Source organism: Serratia sp. EC4, from assembly GCF_059652115.1.
In genome coordinates this window covers 737,308-753,883 of sequence record NZ_JBNIDE010000001.1, presented here as the reverse complement: position 1 = coordinate 753,883, position 16,576 = coordinate 737,308, and the positions used below count along the sequence as shown (strand labels likewise).

The 16,576-nt window shown below is 54.0% G+C and carries 16 protein-coding genes and 1 pseudogene; 10 read left to right on the top strand and 7 right to left on the bottom strand.

Annotated elements, in window-relative coordinates; translation table 11 throughout:
- The first annotated feature begins 236 nt into the window (after positions 1-236).
- Together fliE and ACP39K_RS03485 are read left to right on the top strand one after the other, a co-directional pair.
- Positions 237-551 carry a flagellar hook-basal body complex protein FliE gene (gene fliE, locus ACP39K_RS03490; RefSeq protein ID WP_234722537.1) on the top strand — a complete coding sequence of 105 codons (315 nt, stop codon included), beginning with the start codon at positions 237-239 and terminating at the stop codon, positions 549-551.
- Positions 552-867: 316 nt separating this feature from the next.
- Entirely contained in the window at positions 868-2,886 is a 2,019-nt protein-coding gene (locus ACP39K_RS03485; RefSeq protein ID WP_145957358.1) for a glycosyl hydrolase family 28-related protein, read from the top strand.
- A 50-nt stretch (positions 2,887-2,936) separates the two neighbouring features.
- On the opposite strand, the gene ACP39K_RS03480 is transcribed toward ACP39K_RS03485, so the two are convergent.
- Complete coding sequence (locus ACP39K_RS03480) at positions 2,937-3,536, bottom strand: FMN-dependent NADH-azoreductase (RefSeq protein ID WP_089184733.1); 600 nt, start codon at positions 3,534-3,536, stop codon at positions 2,937-2,939.
- A 128-nt stretch (positions 3,537-3,664) separates the two neighbouring features.
- Between ACP39K_RS03480 and ACP39K_RS03475 the strand changes: the two genes are divergently transcribed.
- A complete protein-coding gene (locus ACP39K_RS03475) occupies positions 3,665-4,582 on the top strand; it encodes a LysR family transcriptional regulator (RefSeq protein WP_089184732.1) in 918 nt (305 codons plus the stop codon).
- Positions 4,583-4,625: 43 nt separating this feature from the next.
- On the opposite strand, the gene ACP39K_RS03470 is transcribed toward ACP39K_RS03475, so the two are convergent.
- The 5 genes from ACP39K_RS03470 to fliD all read right to left on the bottom strand — a co-directional run bounded on the left by ACP39K_RS03470 (position 4,626) and on the right by fliD (position 9,991).
- Positions 4,626-5,921, bottom strand: a complete 1,296-nt coding sequence (locus tag ACP39K_RS03470) for a hypothetical protein (protein ID WP_049299135.1) — start codon at positions 5,919-5,921, stop codon at positions 4,626-4,628.
- 707 nt (positions 5,922-6,628) lie between these two features.
- Complete coding sequence (locus tag ACP39K_RS03465) at positions 6,629-7,477, bottom strand: helix-turn-helix transcriptional regulator (RefSeq protein WP_243810299.1); 849 nt, start codon at positions 7,475-7,477, stop codon at positions 6,629-6,631.
- Between the two features lie 308 nt (positions 7,478-7,785).
- Positions 7,786-8,154, bottom strand: a complete 369-nt coding sequence (gene fliT / locus ACP39K_RS03460; protein WP_016927319.1) for a flagella biosynthesis regulatory protein FliT — start codon at positions 8,152-8,154, stop codon at positions 7,786-7,788.
- Positions 8,154-8,564, bottom strand: coding sequence for a flagellar export chaperone FliS (gene fliS / locus ACP39K_RS03455; protein WP_004934758.1), 411 nt, complete (start codon positions 8,562-8,564; stop codon positions 8,154-8,156). Before fliS ends, fliT begins: the two co-directional genes overlap by 1 nt.
- A 26-nt stretch (positions 8,565-8,590) precedes the next feature.
- On the bottom strand, positions 8,591-9,991 hold the full coding sequence (gene fliD, locus ACP39K_RS03450) for a flagellar filament capping protein FliD (RefSeq protein WP_015378237.1): 1,401 nt from the start codon (positions 9,989-9,991) through the stop codon (positions 8,591-8,593).
- A 281-nt stretch (positions 9,992-10,272) separates the two neighbouring features.
- On the opposite strand from fliD, the gene ACP39K_RS03445 reads away from it, so the two are divergent.
- From ACP39K_RS03445 to tcyN, 7 genes are all read left to right on the top strand, one after another.
- Positions 10,273-11,355 carry a flagellin FliC gene (locus ACP39K_RS03445; RefSeq protein ID WP_021504080.1) on the top strand — a complete coding sequence of 361 codons (1,083 nt, stop codon included), beginning with the start codon at positions 10,273-10,275 and terminating at the stop codon, positions 11,353-11,355.
- Positions 11,356-11,538: 183 nt separating this feature from the next.
- Positions 11,539-12,261 (top strand): RNA polymerase sigma factor FliA, encoded by a 723-nt coding sequence (locus ACP39K_RS03440; protein ID WP_016927322.1) that lies wholly within the window; start codon positions 11,539-11,541, stop codon positions 12,259-12,261.
- A gap of 54 nt (positions 12,262-12,315) precedes the next feature.
- Positions 12,316-12,825: a flagella biosynthesis regulatory protein FliZ gene (fliZ, locus tag ACP39K_RS03435; RefSeq protein WP_004934751.1), complete on the top strand. Its 510-nt coding sequence runs from the start codon at positions 12,316-12,318 to the stop codon at positions 12,823-12,825.
- A gap of 125 nt (positions 12,826-12,950) precedes the next feature.
- A complete protein-coding gene (locus tag ACP39K_RS03430; protein WP_016927324.1) occupies positions 12,951-13,943 on the top strand; it encodes a D-cysteine desulfhydrase in 993 nt (330 codons plus the stop codon).
- A gap of 115 nt (positions 13,944-14,058) precedes the next feature.
- Positions 14,059-14,859 (top strand): cystine ABC transporter substrate-binding protein, encoded by an 801-nt coding sequence (tcyJ, locus tag ACP39K_RS03425; RefSeq protein ID WP_016927325.1) that lies wholly within the window; start codon positions 14,059-14,061, stop codon positions 14,857-14,859.
- Positions 14,859-15,521 carry a cystine ABC transporter permease gene (gene tcyL, locus ACP39K_RS03420; protein WP_016927326.1) on the top strand — a complete coding sequence of 221 codons (663 nt, stop codon included), beginning with the start codon at positions 14,859-14,861 and terminating at the stop codon, positions 15,519-15,521. Before tcyJ ends, tcyL begins: the two co-directional genes overlap by 1 nt.
- A gap of 3 nt (positions 15,522-15,524) precedes the next feature.
- Positions 15,525-16,277, top strand: coding sequence for an L-cystine ABC transporter ATP-binding protein TcyN (gene tcyN / locus ACP39K_RS03415; protein ID WP_060444642.1), 753 nt, complete (start codon positions 15,525-15,527; stop codon positions 16,275-16,277).
- Positions 16,278-16,306: 29 nt separating this feature from the next.
- On the opposite strand, the pseudogene ACP39K_RS03410 reads toward tcyN, so the two are convergent.
- Positions 16,307-16,405: pseudogene (locus ACP39K_RS03410) on the bottom strand (type II toxin-antitoxin system HicB family antitoxin); the annotation flags it as partial.
- Positions 16,406-16,576 lie beyond the last annotated feature (171 nt).

Genomic DNA, 16,576 nt, shown 5'->3' with positions numbered 1-16,576 from the left:
GGTTAGCGTTGTGTGACAAAACAGACTCCCTGATACACATATCTTCTAAATAGCGGCGCTCCCATTTCTGGGCAGGCCATTATTCGCCTTATCAGACAATTCCGATTGCCCGATAAGCCGGGTTTTTTGCAGTTAATTAACCGCTTTAGGTCCGAAAACGCTGTGCTAGGGTGTGCATCATTGGAGAAGTGCAGGGTGAAAACGTCACCCGGCGAGACGAGATGATTGAGGACCAGATGGCGATTCAGGGCATTGAAGGGGTGCTGCAGCAGATGCAGACCATGGCGGTTCAGGCCGGCAAGATGGGGCAGAATGCGGCGCCGCAGGGCGTCAGCTTCGCCAGCGAACTGACCGCGGCGCTCGGCAAGATCAGCGATACCCAGCAAACGGCGCGCAAGCAGGCGCAGGATTTCGAGCTGGGCGCGCCAGGCATCAGCCTGAACGATGTGATGGTCGATCTGCAGAAATCGTCGGTGTCTTTGCAGCTGGGCGTGCAGGTGCGCAACAAGCTGGTGGCGGCCTACCAGGATATTATGAATATGCCGGTGTGATACTACGCGACATCAGCGTGGTTTCACCTGCTGAGAGCGGCCTGACTGGGAGGTGGTAGGCCGCTTTATGGCTTTAACCCTTTCTTATCTGTGCTTACACCTCTCTGTATATAGCGATATAGCGCTCCCCATTTTTATCGTAAACACCCATTATTCGGTCAATAGCGGATTTCCCCGTTTGGCAGCGGTCCTGTAGTACCTGAAACAGCGGTTCTAACTCTGTGACTCTGAGAATTCTTGATACGTTCATTATACGGCACGCTGCCGTAGTCTGCGCTCGTTATTTCCATTCTTCTGAATATACACCGAGGTGTTTATGAATAATTTAAGTGCCACTGCCACCGTAATTAATGATACTGATGTAACTTCGCAATTAGGCAGCATTAATAATGGCTATACCAATGTGCATGCGCAACTTGGCGTGACGCTATCGCGATTCGGAGCCGATCCTACGGGCAATACCGATTGTCGTGAAATATTTCAGCAGGCATTGGATTATGCGGCGACAACGCAGCATAAAACCGTCTGGATCGATGGAACCTTTCTTATTACCGGCGATGTTTCGTTAAAAGTACCTGTTGGGGTCACCGTCAGAGGTTATCGAACTGGGCGAAATCAAAGCATAATGACAGCTGGTTTTAATCCTAAAGCTGAACCTTCGGTGTTGTTAGTGCGTACAAAACCAGCAACACAGGGGGAACCAGGAACTAATCTATTCGAATGTACAATCAGTCCTTCATTTGATGGCTTCGTGATCTATTACGATGAACAGCCAAAGAATATCACCGATCCGGCAATGTTTATTCAGTATGGTTATACTTTTCACACCGTAGGGCGTTCATGTTCAGTTACCAACATCCTATATGCTGGTGCCTGGAATTTTTTCTCGCAGCAAGGTGAGGCGCCGTTCTGCCAAAACATTTATGGTTTTGCTTATGGCATCGATTTTCATGTGGAGAAGTGCGCCGATGTAGGGGTTTTTGATAATATACATTGCAATCCGAATGTTGTTCGGCCTAATTTTAGTACTATCACCGCGGCGGCTAAGCTGGAAACAAGCATTATGTTTGATTTTTCAGAGCATGACGGCATGATGCTGAGCAATATTCATGGTTTTGGTAAAGGAGTTGTGTTCAATAATGATCAAAAAGGGACCACGCGGCTAATGACCCTGTCAGGTAGCAATTTTCTTTTTGATAAATGTGGCACTCTCGTGAATTCGAATGCTTCTGGTGCAAGAATTGTGGACTTCTTTGGCGGAACATTCATTCATGACTATGCACGCTTAAAGGGCATGATGACGCTAAGTAACTCGACCCAAACACAGATAGCGCAATATTATCTCAATGGATGGAAATTCCAACTGGGTTCTCCCTTACTGGGGGATAGCACTGACACCTTCTTTTACTTTGCTGACCCTGCGGGTTGCAGTTTGATTCTGAACTCAGCGATTTTGCCATCAAAGGGAACATTAGAATTAAATAACCCATTAAAAAGCAATATGATGAATGGTGACATTACCATCGGAAGTCGGCGGATTAATCTTGAAAGAACCTATGGTAGTTATATTCCCAATTCCCGTTTGCTGACTGTTGACCAGAATAACGGGATGCCTATGGGTTTTAATATTTCCGGTAACGGTGTTAAGGTTGTTGCGCAAGAGGTGACCAGCAGTAATACTGCGACGTCCTATTATTCCGGATTATTAAATAGGACCTTTGATGTCAACCAGACCGGTACGATGACCGTTATGGCTTATGCAACTGCTATCGGCGATTCTCCGGGTATCCGGGTGACGGCAACCGATGATAACTATACTGAGGCGACAAAAATAGAGAAGAAAATTCCGTGGACGATTGAAGGTGGCTATTATGTGGCGCGTATTACCATTGAAAGCACCCCTCTTTATTCTATTTGGGATATCTGCTGTGCAGCGCCATCGATATCGGGCGGCGCATTGCGGATGCATAGTGTGTCGTTGATACCTTCACCGGTATTTAACTACTCGTCTGAATTGAGAGAGCCGCCTTTATTAAAGTCACAGGTGGGTAGTATGGCAACAACGATGTTGCTTCAAGCGAACACGCCTACGATGCTTCAACGTTCAGTGTGGGGGAAAACAAGTGGAGTAGCCAGAGTTTATTTAAAAACTGACACCACGGTTGCGATATTTACATTATATAAATTGAAAGATAGTGAACCTGTCACTGTCGTTAAAGATGTTTACTATCAAGATGGTGATGATGTTTTAAATCTTACGTGGCCCACTGGCGGCCGCTTAACACTTTCAAGCAGCGCCGGTGGGAATATACAAATACGCATTGATGGCGCTTAGGAAAATAAATTAGGCAATGGACTGCCTTTCCTTCTATTGATATTTTTGCGTCAGCCCACTAACTCCACGATCCGCTGGTGGGCATTCGCCAGCCCCTGCGCGAGGCCGTGCGGTCTCATATCCAGCCCTTCGGCATAGATAAATTGCACGTCGCCGATCCCCATCAACCCCAGCACCGAACGCAGGTAGGGCGTTACGGCATCGGTCGGGTGCCCGGCGTGCATGCCGCCGCGTGAACTGAATACCAGCGCATTGACGCCTTCCACCAGCCCCACCGGGTAGGTGGCGGTATAGTTGAAGGTCATCCGGGCGCGGGCCACCAGATCGAACCAGTTTTTCAGCTGGGTCGGGACGTTGAGGTTGTACATTGGCGCGCCGAGCAGCAGCAGATCGCTCTCTTTCAGTTCGGCAATCAGCCGGTCGGAGAGCGCCACCGCCGCTTTGGCGCGTGGGCTGATGTTTTCCGCGCCGCGCAGCGCACCGAACAGCTCGCCGTCCAATACCGGCAGATCCAACGCCGTCAGATCGTGTTCGACGATCCGATCTTCGTGTCCTTTCGCCTTACGCGCCGCCAGATAGCGGTCAATCAGGTTATTGGTCTGCGAGTCATTTCCCATAATGCTGGATTTGAGTACCAGTATTTTTTTCATGCTGTTGTCCTCTGACGGTCATCTGTGGTTTTCACCGGGGATTCGGAATGACTGCAGGTTATCATTGCTTGATGTTCACCAGTGGTGATAGGTTTTCACCAAATTGATTCCAATTTGGAAGCATTAAGATGAAAAGCGATCTCAGCGCACTGCCGGCGTTTGTCGCCGTGGCGGAAGGCGGCAGTTTCGCCGCCGCCGCAGAGAAACTGCATCTGACGCGCTCTGCGGTCAGCAAAATCGTATCGCGTCTCGAGGCTCGGCTTGGCGTGATGTTGTTTATGCGCACCACGCGCAGCCTGAGCCTGACGGATGAAGGGGCGCTGTATTATGAGCACTGCCGGCAGGCGTTGGCAAACGTTCAGGCGGCGGAAAACCAGCTCGACAGCGGCAAGATGCAGGTCAGCGGCCGGCTCAGAGTCTCGGTGCCGGTGCTGTTCGGCCATTTGTGCATTGCGCCCGTGTTGACGGCGCTGGCGAATGAACATCCCTTGCTGACGCTTGAAATTTCATTCAGCGACCGCAGGATCGATCTGATCGACGAGGGGTTCGATCTGGCGGTTCGCATTGGCGAGCTGGCGGACAGCGGCAGCCTGGTTGCCCGGCGCTTGGGCGAACACGGCATGCTGCTGTGCGCCTCGCCCGATTATCTGCAGCGCTGCGGCGAGCCGAGAACGGTAGAGGCGTTAAGCCGACATCAGGCGGTGGGGTATCTGCACGCCGGCGCCGTGCTGCCCTGGCAGCTTCGCGGCGAAAACGGCGAGCTGCGGCCGTTCAGGCCACCGGCCAAGATGATGATGGATGACATGCAGGGGATTGTCGATGCGGTGTCCGCCGGCGCCGGTATTGCCTGGCTGCCGGAGTGGCTGGTGCGCGAGCGCTTGATGGCGGGGACGTTGGTGGAGATCATGCGCGGTGGGTCCAGCCTCAGTTTCCCGGTGAACGTCGTGTGGCCCTATATGCCTTACCAGCCGCTCAAGGTGCGGCTGGCGGTAGACAAACTGGTGGCGGAGCTGCCTGGCAGGCTGACGCGGTTCGCGTCGGCCTGAGCGTGTATGTGGTGGCAAGCGGTCCAAGGGACGCTTGCCGATGTCAGAGCGCGCGCTGTTGCGTTGATCGTGGCAGTGACGGCTGTGTTTTCCCTGTCAACAGGCAACTGAAAATAAGAACCCAAATGAACCCGTAAGAGTAATCGGGGTTGGCGGCGCAGGAGCCCAAAAATGCGGAGAAAAGCATAAATTTAAGCATGGAATGGGCTTCGTTGCCGGCGACGTTATATTGCGAACGAATAAGCTTGGATACGATAAAACCGACTAACAGTATCGTCCCCAATATTCCGAAGTTAGCAAGTAGGGACAGAGGCAGAGAAGATATTCTTGCGCTACCGATACCGACGCCCAAGCCAAAGGTATTATACATAATTTCAAGGGCATTGTAGTTGGAGGCGGAGCGCACGAGGTGAGAGATCGTTTGCGCTTTTTTATCCGCGTAATCGGTTATTTTCTCCAGGAAAAAGATAAATGTGAGCTTTGATACGATGACCAAAGCCAGAGAAAATAGAGCTTTCTGTATCAGGCTAAAACGCGTACTGAAAATGAATGTGCCGCACAGCGACGTAAGCAGGGTAAAATAGCCCGATGTAGAGCCGTTTTTAACCAAGAGCAGCACCATCAATAGGGCCACTAGCTTCAGTCGCAACCCCTTGGCAACCAAAAGAGGCACGATGGTTGCGCCAATAAAGATACCGGCGAATGACGGTTCACCGAAGGTACCGCTCAGTCTGGATTCAAAAATGGCATTGGCGTTATGCATGCTGTTATACATCAAAATCTGAATCGCATTCGCCAGCGGCCTGGCAAGGAGCCAAATCAGACAGTAAGCGGAGAAAACCAGCGTCGTGAAAATGATGGTTTTCAGTGCATATTCAGGCGTGATTTCACGCCGCTTGACGTAAATGACATACAGCGTTATCAGGTTCAGCGTGATTAGAATCAGTTGCTTGATGTTGTTATTGCCCCACACAAGCGAGATACCTTTTTTGGCGTAATTATTTTCAAAGCTATAAGCCGGTGAATAAACTCTTACCCCTTCAAATAGGTGGGTTAACGCATAGGTAAAGAACCAAAAAAGAACAATTATTACCAGCGATTGCAGAAATACCCGGTGTTTTAAGTTCCAGACGGATGTGCTGTTTTTTGAAGTGAAAAAAAACCGGGTTATTAAAACCAGCTCGATAAAGTAAAATATAGGTAGGCTATTACTCCCTGTGTTAATAATAGCGCTTGATTGAAAGATGGATGCGAGAATCAACAGGGCGAAAATGGTTCTGTGGTGTAGGAAAAAAGTGGCGAAAGCGAGAGCTAGCCAAACAAAACTTAATATATTCACATTATATTCCCTAAGTTACTTATCCTATATGGCATCGTCTGGCTTCAGATTAAAGTAGTTATAAAAAACCAGCGCATTTCCGCGCGCTATCATACAATAAGAAGGTGGGATGGTCTAGCTGCAAGGGTAGTATATTCATGGGGTTATAGAATTAGACTGCAAGTATATGCTATTCTTATAATTAACGAGCTAATTAAGTCGCGCGGGTTTTGCGTTTGGGATAGTGACGATTGGCCCTCGGAATTTGCCGTGGCAGCAGGAAACAGGCCACCGGTGCAATTAATTCAGCAATAAAATAAATAAATAAAATTAATTAAAAATCACCGAGGAGCAACGACCATTGCAATGCGTAATAAAGCAGCAACAAGAGACAGCTGGCAAGCACCAGCTTTTCACCAGCTTGCTTAAGCTTGGCTTTAACGTTGTTTCTTTGCCGCATTTTTACGTTCTCGCTTTAGACAGTCAGATAGAAAAGCAGTATAGCAAGCAAATTTTAGGCGTCGGTCAAAATAGGAAAATACTTAATGCTTTGGTGGAGAACCGAGCAGTGGGTTGTGCGGGATAAATAGCCAGCGGCAGGAAGAGAACAACCAGGAAAAGGTGCCAGCGGTCGCTGGCGGATACGTCAAGATAGGTTGCTCGGCACGCCCACATCATTGCGATGCCATCGTTTATCCGGGCTAAATTGCAGTGTTTGCCGCCATTGATTAGCCGGAACCGTAATGCTGGTCAAAGGCAGGTTCCATTATTCTCTGATGACCGCGAATGGCGGTAGGGGCGAAACCGAAGCGTTTGCGAAAACGTTCGGCGAAACGCGAGGCGCTTTCATAACCCACATGTTGCGCGATGGCGGAGATCGGCCAGTCGGTCGACTGCAGCAGGGCCAGTGCGCTGCTCATGCGCACGTCAATCATCAGGTTGCGCAACGCGGTGTTTTCCATCGACAGTTTGCGGCGCAACATCACTTCACTCATCGACAGGCTCTCCGCGACTTTGGCCGCCGTCCAAATGCTGTGCGGATCGGTCGCCAGGCAGCGGCGCACGCGCTGCGTCAGATCCTTGGCTTCGTTGTGAATAAAGCGAATGCCGAATTGGGCCAGCCACAACAGAATTTCCAGCATTTTGTGCCGCACGATGATGGTGGGAAAGCGTTGCCGCAGCGTCAGCGCCAGGCCGGTGGTTTCAAAACTGTGCTTTAGGGCGCAGGGCAGGTTGCGCAGCGCCAGGACGGCATCGAACGGCATCGGCGCCGGCGTTTCCTCGGCCGGAGGTTGGACGGTGAGCAACAGGGGATCGCAGGTTAGCAGTTGGCAACTGAATACGCCGTCTTCGGACGGGCCGTTAATAATGTCCACCGTTTGCCCGCCGTCGATAATCAACAGCTCGCCGGGATGAGCGACCACTTCGTGTTGTTGCCAGCGTACGCGCTTATGGCCTTGTTGTATCAGATACAGATGTGGTTGCTCAAAATAGACTGAAGGGAATAATAATTCAGTATACTGAATGATGTGCGCTGAGGCGCCAATTCCAGGACAGAGATTAATTGTACGTTCCATCGATATTCATTTCGCAGCCATTATCTGGGAATATCTTTACGCTTTGATCCGCGCTGGAGCAACATTTTTCCATGGGCCGTGAAACACAGCGGCGAGTTTTATCTATCAAAAATCAATTTCCTGCTGAACAGAAAACGTCCGTGTCGGGATGATGTTTATCCATTAAAGTGAGAGCCAGGCTCGAAGCGCGCATTTTACCAATTACCCATAAGCTGAATAATTCAAATGCCATAGATTAATATCCTAACGTAACCCGAGAGTAATAGCGCATAGTGCTATTTAATCCATTTTCGTCAGTATTGTCGATCTTATCGGACCTGTGGTTCCCCCAGCAACAGCGCACGATCATGAAACTGGCCGTAGGCATTGTTGACCACGTTCTGGCGCGTGGACTGTTCGATCAACATTTTCAGCTCATCCATACGCTGCTGTAACAGACGTTTGAGTTCGGTTTCGTTGTCGAGGATCTGTTGCAGCTTATTGCGCAACATCTCCTGCAGCGCCATGGACGGGCCGGCTTGCCCGGTAAAGGCGGCGGTTTTTTCCACCGCCGTCACGTAAGCGAATTCGAGCTCGACGAGCTCCTCCCAGCGCCCGGTTTGCGCCAGCGCGATCATCTGGCTGCTCAGGCTGTAAATTTGTTGATAAGCGGCTAACAGCTGCTGTTGACGTTCCATTACACGGCGTCCTGCGAAGGTTGGTAGTTAGGGCCGATCTGGCGCCAGGCGTCGGCGATGTTTTCCAGCAGTTTAACCACTTCGGCGATCGCCGCTTCGTCGTTGTGTAGATTGGCCTGCATCAGCCGACGCTTCATGTAGTCGTACAATGCCGCCAGATTTTCGGCGATCTCGCCGCCCTGTTGAGGGTCGAGGCCGCTTTTCAGGCCGTTGTCGATGATATTGATGGCTTTGGACAGCGCCATGCCTTTGCCGGCGATATCGCCCTGGTTCATCAGGATGCGTGCGCGAAGCAGGGCGCTGAGCGCCCCGTCGAACAACATCACGATTAACTGGTGCGGGCTGGCGCTCATGGCGCCGCTTTCCAGACTGACCTGTGCATAGGCCTGAGTGCCGCTACGGTTATACATGCTGTTTTCTTTACCTTGTTAAAGGGTTACTTGAACTGTTGAGCCAAATAGTTACTGGTGCCGTTCATTTTCGACATCATGGTATCCAGCTGAACGAACTGTTGTTTATAACGATCGATAGTGTTCTGAATGCTGGCGGTGACCGTCGTGATCTGGCTGTTCAGGCGATCGAGGTTGGTGTTGATGCTTTTGGTCGAGTTTTCGATGATGCCGCCGGATTTGATGTAGCTCTGGATCTCGTTGTGGATCTCGGTGGCCATGCCGGTGTCTTTGCCGTTACCGACGAAGAAGTTGCTGACTTGATCCGGCTTCTCATCCATCGCTTTCTTCAGCTTGGCGCTGTCGATTTCCAACTTGCCGGTTTTGGTGTTGGTGGAAATGCCGAGGTTGCCCAGGCCTTTCAACTCCGGGTTGTCCTGGGCTGCGCTCAGCGCGCTTTTGATCGACGACTGAATGCCGCGCAGGGTGTTGTCGCCCAGCAGCGGGCCGTTGGTTGGGTTTGGCGCTTCGCCGGTTTTCACCGGGGTGAACTTGGACAATGCGTTGAAGGTGTCCAGCAGGGAGTTATAGCTGTCGACCCACTCTTTGATCTTGTCGGTGGTGCCGGCGGTGTTGGTGCTGATCACCAGGTGTTGCGGTTCATCGGTTTTGGTTTTGGTTTTCAGATCGATGGTGACGCCCTGCAGGGCATCGCTGATCGAGTTGGTGCTGCGCTTGATAGCGGTGCCGTTCACCGTCAGCTCCGCATCCTGCGGCGCGACCGTCTGCTTCATGGCGGTGCCGGTGCCGCGGGTGGCGTTGTAGTTCAGGATATCGCCCAGTTGGTCGTCGTTATCGACCTGCAGAGAAATCTTGTTGTTTTCGCCGGTGGTGGAAGAGCTGACCGCCAACTGATAGTCGTTGTCGCCAACGCGCATGATGCTGGCGGTGACGCCGGCTTTGGCGCCGTTGATGGCGTCACGCAGCTCAACCAGCGAGGTTTGATCGTCGCTGAGCGGGATTTTGGTTTCTTTCGGCGGGTTGCCGGCGGTGATGGTCAGGGAGCGGTCGGTGACGCCTTCAGCGCCTAATTTAGCGCCTTGATCGCTGACTTTCGCCTGCGTGGTCAGCGTTTGCGCCTGCGCCAGTTTGTTCACTTCCACCACGTAGTTGCCCGGCACCGCCTTGGCGTTGGTGGTGATCTTGAAGGCGTCGTGTTCGGTGGCGGTGGTGGCCTTGAAGAAATCTTCTTTCGCCATCTCTTTGCTGAGATTGTCGAATTTTTCCAGTGCGCCTTTCAACGTGCCGTAACCGGTCAGCTGGGCGTTGTAGCTGGATTGCTTGGTGGTGTAAGGGGTCAGACGCTGTTGTTCCGCTTTGGTCAGCTTATCCAGCAAGCCATTGAGGTCGAGCCCTGAGCCGAGACCTAATGAACTGATCGTTGCCATGAGTAATTCTCCTTGATGATGACTTTATTCGCTTTACGCGTTATCGGCCCAGTGGTGAAAAAGTTTACCGAAAAAAACAAAAAAACGATGGCGCAATAGAGGAGGGAAAAACCGCGTTATTTCCGCCATTGCAGCGGGCGCAAAAAATTTTAAAAAATTGCTAAAGGTTGTTAGGGGAGGGCCGATACCTGAGGGGACGGTGGTTGACGCCGTGGGCAAACAAGCCCGAACCTTTTAACCGTGTTGCGAAGAACGCAACTGACTCGTAAGGAAAGCAAACAATGGCACAAGTAATCAACACTAACAGCCTGTCTCTGATGGCGCAGAACAACCTGAACAAATCTCAGTCTTCTCTGGGCACTGCGATTGAGCGTCTGTCTTCCGGTCTGCGTATCAACAGCGCGAAAGACGATGCTGCGGGTCAGGCGATCTCCAACCGTTTCACCGCTAACATCAAAGGCCTGACTCAGGCTTCCCGCAACGCCAACGACGGTATCTCTCTGGCGCAGACCACTGAAGGCGCACTGAACGAAGTTAACGACAACCTGCAGAACATCCGTCGTCTGACCGTACAGGCGCAGAACGGTTCCAACTCCACCAGCGACCTGAAATCCATCCAGGACGAAATCACTCAGCGTCTGTCTGAAATCAACCGTATCTCCGAGCAGACTGACTTCAACGGCGTGAAAGTGCTGAGCAGCGATCAGAAACTGACCATCCAGGTTGGCGCTAACGACGGTGAAACCATCGATATCGATCTGAAAAAGATCGACGCTAAAGAGCTGGGTCTGGATACCTTTAATGTGACGACCAAAGGCAACAAAGTTGGTTCTCAGATCGCTGATGGCGCAACTATCAAGTATGACAACGCAGGTACCGTTGGCGATGCTAAAGTTGACGCATCTGGTCTGAAGGCGAATGAGAAGCTGGTATCAGGTTCTGATAAAGATGGCAAAACCATCTACATGGTCGAAACCACTGCCACCGACGGTAAAAAATCTTACGTTTCAGCGACTCCAACCTTCACTGCAGGTACTGGCGGTGCAGCTGATACCGTGAAATTTGCTGCAAGCACCACTGCAGTGGACATTCCTGATCCGCTGGCTACCCTGGACAAAGCGCTGTCTCAGGTTGACGGCCTGCGTTCTTCCCTGGGTGCGGTACAGAACCGTTTCGATTCTGTTATCAACAACCTGAACAGCACCGTGAACAACCTGTCCGCTTCTCAGTCCCGTATCCAGGATGCTGACTACGCGACCGAAGTGTCCAACATGAGCCGCGCCAACATCCTGCAACAGGCTGGCACCTCTGTTCTGGCACAGGCTAACCAGTCTACTCAGAACGTTCTGTCCCTGCTGCGTTAATCGTCTCTCCCGATTAACTGTCGCAAAGAAACCCCGCTTCGGCGGGGTTTTTTTTATGCTCGCGCCCCGCGCGGTTATTACATGGCGCAAATAAAGCCTGTTTTGTGCGACTGTTCTGCCGATTGGCATTTCGCCCCCTACGCATAATAGCGCTGACTCTCTTATCCGCAGGTTTAAGACATAGTGAGCGATCTGTATACCGCCGAAGGCGTGATGGACAAAAATTCTCTCTGGTTGCGCTACGTGCCGTTAGTGCGCCACGAGGCGTTGCGCCTGCAGGTCAGGCTGCCCGCCAGCGTGGAGCTTGACGACCTGCTGCAGGCCGGGGGAATCGGGCTATTAAACGCCGTTGAGCGTTATGACGCCCTACAGGGAACCGCCTTTACCACCTATGCGGTGCAGCGCATTCGCGGCGCGATGCTCGACGAGTTGCGCAGCCGCGACTGGGTGCCGCGCAGCGTGCGGCGCCACGCGCGCGAGGTCGCGCAGGTGATGCGGCAACTGGAACAGCGTTACGGCCGCCCGGCGAGCGAAACGGAAGTGGCGCAGACGCTGAACATCTCGCTGGATGAGTACCGTCAAATTCTGTTGGACACCAATAACAGCCAGCTTTTCTCCTACGACGAATGGCGCGAGGAGCATGGCGAGAGCGCGGAACCGATGCTGGAAGGGCATGAGGAGGCCAACCCGCTGCATCACCTGTTGGAAGGCAGCCTGCGCCAGCGGGTGATCGACGCCATCGAGGCGTTGCCGGAGCGCGAAAAAATGGTGCTGACGCTGTATTACCAGGAAGAGTTGAATCTCAAAGAGATCGGCGCCGTGCTGGACGTCGGGGAATCCCGCGTCAGCCAACTGCACAGTCAGGCGATCAAACGGCTGCGTGCGCGGCTGGCGAACGATACCTGACGGCGGAGCGCCGCCCCCAACTCGATGACTCATGCGACAATCGGACTGCCCCTTATGCCAGGAATACTGTTGAAGAAACGGCCGCTTAGCCGTTACCTGAAAGATTACAAGCACAGCCAGACCCATTGCTCCCAGTGCGGCAAACTGTTGGACCGCATGGCGCTGGTGTTTCGCGGCAAGATAATCAATAAAGAAGCCATCGCGCGCATGGATCAGCCGATCGACGATGCGGTCTGGCAAAACGTGCAGCACGAGCTGACCGCGCTGTGCCGCTTTTGCAGCGAGATTTCCTGCAACAGCCACCCGAGTTATTTCGACATTATGGCGTTCAAGCAGTATCTGTTCGAACAGACCGAGATGAGCCACAGCACCATTCGCGAGTATGTGGTGCGGTTGCGCCGTCTGGACGAAATGCTGGTGGCGCGGAATTACCCGGCGGACAAATTCGCCAACAGCGCCAGTCATCAGCGCATCATCGACGATCTGCCTACCGCGGCGCACAACAACTACCGCATTGCGCTGCGCAAGTACGATCAGTATCTCGCCTGGCAGCGCAGCTACTGAGACTTTCCCCGGCCGCTGGGCCGGGGTCTGCCGTATCCCCCCGTGATAAAGGATGATTATTCAGTTCACATCTGCTAAATCTATCGGTTATCAGATGTTGATATTCGATTCCCTGGGGGGAAGTAGTGAACCTGCAACAACAACTGGCGCAATTTCCGCGTCTGGATCTGGTTGGCGTCGCCACACCGCTCGAAAAGCTGTCCCGTCTCTCCGATTACCTCGGCCGCGAAATCTACCTTAAACGTGACGATGTCACGCCTATGGCCATGGGCGGCAACAAGCTGAGAAAGCTTGAGTTTTTGGCCGCCGACGCGCTGCGACAAGGCGCCGATACGCTGGTCACCGCCGGCGCCATTCAATCCAACCACGTGCGCCAGACGGCGGCGGTGGCGGCGAAACTGGGCCTGCACTGCGTCGCGCTGCTGGAAAACCCCATCGATACCCGTGCGGAAAACTACCTGACCAACGGCAACCGCCTGTTGCTCGGCCTGTTCAACGCCGAGGTGGTGATGTGCGAAGCGCTGCACGATCCGCAGCAGCAACTGGCGGAACTGGCGACGCGCCTCGAGGCGCAGGGCTTCCGGCCTTACGTGGTGCCGGTGGGCGGCTCCAATGCCCTGGGCGCGCTGGGATACGTGCAGTGCGCATTGGAAATCGCCGAACAGAGCCGGCGCAGCAACGTGGCGTTCAGTTCGGTGGTGGTGGCGTCCGGCAGCGCCGGCACTCACGCTGGGCTGGCGGTGGGGCTGCAACAGCTGCTGCCTGAAACTGAGCTGATTGGCGTGACGGTCTCGCGCACCGTGATCGATCAACTGCCGAAGGTGGAGCAGATCCAGAAAGCCCTGGCCTGTTCGCTGAATATCGACGAACTGGCGCCGATAGCGCTGTGGGACGATTATTTCGCGCCGCAGTACGGCATGCCGAACGAAGAGGGCATGGCGGCGGTGCAGCTGCTGGCGCAGCAGGAGGGCGTGTTGCTGGATCCGGTATACACCGGCAAAGCGATGGCCGGTTTGATCGACGGCATTGCCCAGCGGCGTTTCCGCGACGAAGGGCCCATCCTGTTCGTTCACACCGGCGGTGCGCCGGCGCTGTTCGCCTACCATCCGCAGGTGTAAATACCGCTTGTTATTCCATTTTGAACTATATTTATAAGGTTATATTCCTTTATGCGGGCGGTTGCACTGTTAAAGTGCTGATATCAAAAAAGATAAACAACATACAGGGGTGTTTATGATGTTTGCAAAAGTTCGTCGCCAATGGTTATTGGGCGTGGTGGGCGTTGCGTTGGCCGCCGGTTTGACGACTCAAACCTACGCCGCCGACAATCTGCTGCAGCAGGTGAAGCAGCGCGGCACGCTGATCGTCGGGCTGGAAGGCACCTATCCGCCGTTCAGCTTCCAGGGGGAAGACGGCAAGTTGACCGGTTTTGAAGTGGATTTCGCCAACGCGCTGGCGGAACATCTGGGCGTGAAAGCCAAGCTGAACCCGACCAAGTGGGACGGTATGCTGGCTTCACTGGATTCGAAGCGCATCGACGTGGTCATCAATCAGGTGACGCTCTCCGATGAGCGCAAGAAGAAATATGACTTCTCCACCCCTTACACCGTTTCCGGTATTCAGGCGCTGGTGAAAAAAGGCAACGAAGGCACCATTACCAAGCCGGAAGACCTGAAGGGCAAAAAGGTCGGCGTTGGCCTGGGCACCAACTATGAGCAATGGCTGCGCGAGAATGTGCAGGGCGTGGACGTGCGTACCTACGACGACGACCCGACCAAGTATCAGGATCTGCGCGTCGGCCGCATCAACGCCATCCTGGTGGATCGCCTGGCGGCGTTGGATCTGGTGAAGAAAACCGGCGATACGCTGGCGGTGGCCGGCCCGGCATTCTCCCGCCAGGAGTCCGGTGTGGCGCTGCGCAAAAATAACCCAGAGCTGCTGGCCGCGATTGACCAGGCGATCGCCGAGATGCAAAAAGACGGCACGCTGGCGAAGATCTCCGAAAAATGGTTTGGCGCGGACGTAACTAAATAATGCACGAAAGTATTCAACTGGCGCTGGATTCAGCGCCATTTTTATTGAAGGGCGCCATACTGACGCTGCAGCTGAGCCTGGGCGGTATGGCGCTAGGCTTGTTGCTCGGTTTTCTGTTGGCGCTGATGCGCCTTTCGCCGCTGTGGCCGCTGTCGTGGCTGTCGCGCATTTACGTGTCGCTGTTCCGCGGCACGCCGTTGATCGCCCAGCTGTTTATGATCTATTACGGTCTGCCGCAGTTCGGCGTTGAATTCGATCCCTTCCCGGCGGCGCTGATTGGCCTGTCGCTCAATACCGCCGCCTACACCTCAGAAACGCTGCGCGCGGCGATTTCGTCGATCGACAAAGGGCAGTGGGAAGCCGCCGCCAGCATCGGCATGACCCGTTGGCAAACCCTGCGCCGGGTGATCCTGCCGCAGGCGGCGCGCACCGCCTTGCCGCCGCTGGGCAACAGTTTTATCGGCCTGGTGAAGGACACCTCGCTGGCCGCCACCATTCAGGTGCCGGAACTGTTCCGCCAGGCGCAGCTCATCACCTCGCGCACGCTGGAAGTGTTCACCATGTACCTGGCGGCATCGTTGATTTACTGGGTGATGGCGACCCTGCTTTCCGCACTGCAAAACCGTCTGGAAGCCCACGTTAATCGCCAGGATCAGGAGTAACGCATGAGTGCCATTGAAGTTAAGCAATTGACCAAGCAGTTCAAAGGTCAGACGGTGCTGCATGGGATCGATCTGGCGGTGGACGCCGGTGAGGTGGTGGCGATCATCGGCCCGAGCGGCTCAGGGAAAACCACCTTGTTGCGCTGCATCAACCTGCTGGAGGAGCCGGATTCCGGCACCATTCGCGTCGGCAATATCCTGATCGACGGCAGCAAGCCGCTGAGCAAACAGAAAAATCAGGTGCGCGCGCTGCGCCAGCAGGTCGGTTTCGTGTTCCAGAACTTCAACCTGTTTCCGCACCGTTCGGTGCTGGAAAACATCATCGAAGGGCCGGTTATCGTTAAAGGCGAGGCGAAAGCCAGCGCCGAACAGCGCGCTCGTGCGTTGCTGGCCAAGGTGGGGCTGAGCGGCAAAGAGGCGGCTTATCCGCGTCGGCTGTCCGGCGGGCAGCAGCAGCGGGTGGCAATCGCGCGCGCGCTGGCGATGCAGCCGGAGGTGATTTTGTTCGATGAGCCGACGTCGGCGCTCGATCCCGAGCTGGTGGGGGAAGTGCTCAATACCATGCGTTCACTGGCGGAAGAGAAACGCACCATGGTGATCGTCACCCATGAAATGAGCTTCGCCCGCGACGTGGCCGATCGGGTTATCTTTATGGATCACGGCCGCATCGTCGAACAGGGCCCGGCCAAAGCGCTGTTCGCCAATCCGCAGCATCAGCGTACCCAGCAATTCCTCGATAAGTTCCGGAATCAATAAGGCGTCGGGGGCGTTTCCCCCGACCGCATTCACTCCGCTTTCAACCATTCATTGCGCGCGGCGGCGGCGAGAAATCCGCTGCGGCTGCCGTATCCCGGATGTTGCCGAACCAGAGAGTCAATGCGTCTCGTAGCGCTCTGATGCGGCTTTCAAGCAGAGTAATCCGTCTATGTTGTGATCGTCCATGAGCGACGCCCCACCCTGTAAGGATAACAAGGCGCTAACGGCCGATCGGGCTGCGGACAATAAAAAACCCTGCACGAGCGCAGGGTTTGCGTAGCGGCGAGCAAATCAGGCGG

Bases quoted from the DNA above. Each gene is read 5' to 3' on its own strand.
- ACP39K_RS03445 (WP_021504080.1), top strand. From the start codon at position 10,273: ATGGCACAAGTAATCAACACTAACAGCCTGTCTCTGATGGCGCAGAAC.
- ACP39K_RS03465 (WP_243810299.1), bottom strand. From the start codon at position 7,477: ATGGAACGTACAATTAATCTCTGTCCTGGAATTGGCGCCTCAGCGCAC.
- ACP39K_RS03480 (WP_089184733.1), bottom strand. From the start codon at position 3,536: ATGAAAAAAATACTGGTACTCAAATCCAGCATTATGGGAAATGACTCG.
- tcyL (WP_016927326.1), top strand. From the start codon at position 14,859: ATGCACGAAAGTATTCAACTGGCGCTGGATTCAGCGCCATTTTTATTG.
- fliE (WP_234722537.1), top strand. From the start codon at position 237: ATGGCGATTCAGGGCATTGAAGGGGTGCTGCAGCAGATGCAGACCATG.
- ACP39K_RS03475 (WP_089184732.1), top strand. From the start codon at position 3,665: ATGAAAAGCGATCTCAGCGCACTGCCGGCGTTTGTCGCCGTGGCGGAA.
- fliZ (WP_004934751.1), top strand. From the start codon at position 12,316: ATGCCAGGAATACTGTTGAAGAAACGGCCGCTTAGCCGTTACCTGAAA.
- fliS (WP_004934758.1), bottom strand. From the start codon at position 8,564: ATGTATAACCGTAGCGGCACTCAGGCCTATGCACAGGTCAGTCTGGAA.
- tcyJ (WP_016927325.1), top strand. From the start codon at position 14,059: ATGATGTTTGCAAAAGTTCGTCGCCAATGGTTATTGGGCGTGGTGGGC.
- fliD (WP_015378237.1), bottom strand. From the start codon at position 9,991: ATGGCAACGATCAGTTCATTAGGTCTCGGCTCAGGGCTCGACCTCAAT.
- fliT (WP_016927319.1), bottom strand. From the start codon at position 8,154: ATGGAACGTCAACAGCAGCTGTTAGCCGCTTATCAACAAATTTACAGC.
- ACP39K_RS03485 (WP_145957358.1), top strand. From the start codon at position 868: ATGAATAATTTAAGTGCCACTGCCACCGTAATTAATGATACTGATGTA.
- tcyN (WP_060444642.1), top strand. From the start codon at position 15,525: ATGAGTGCCATTGAAGTTAAGCAATTGACCAAGCAGTTCAAAGGTCAG.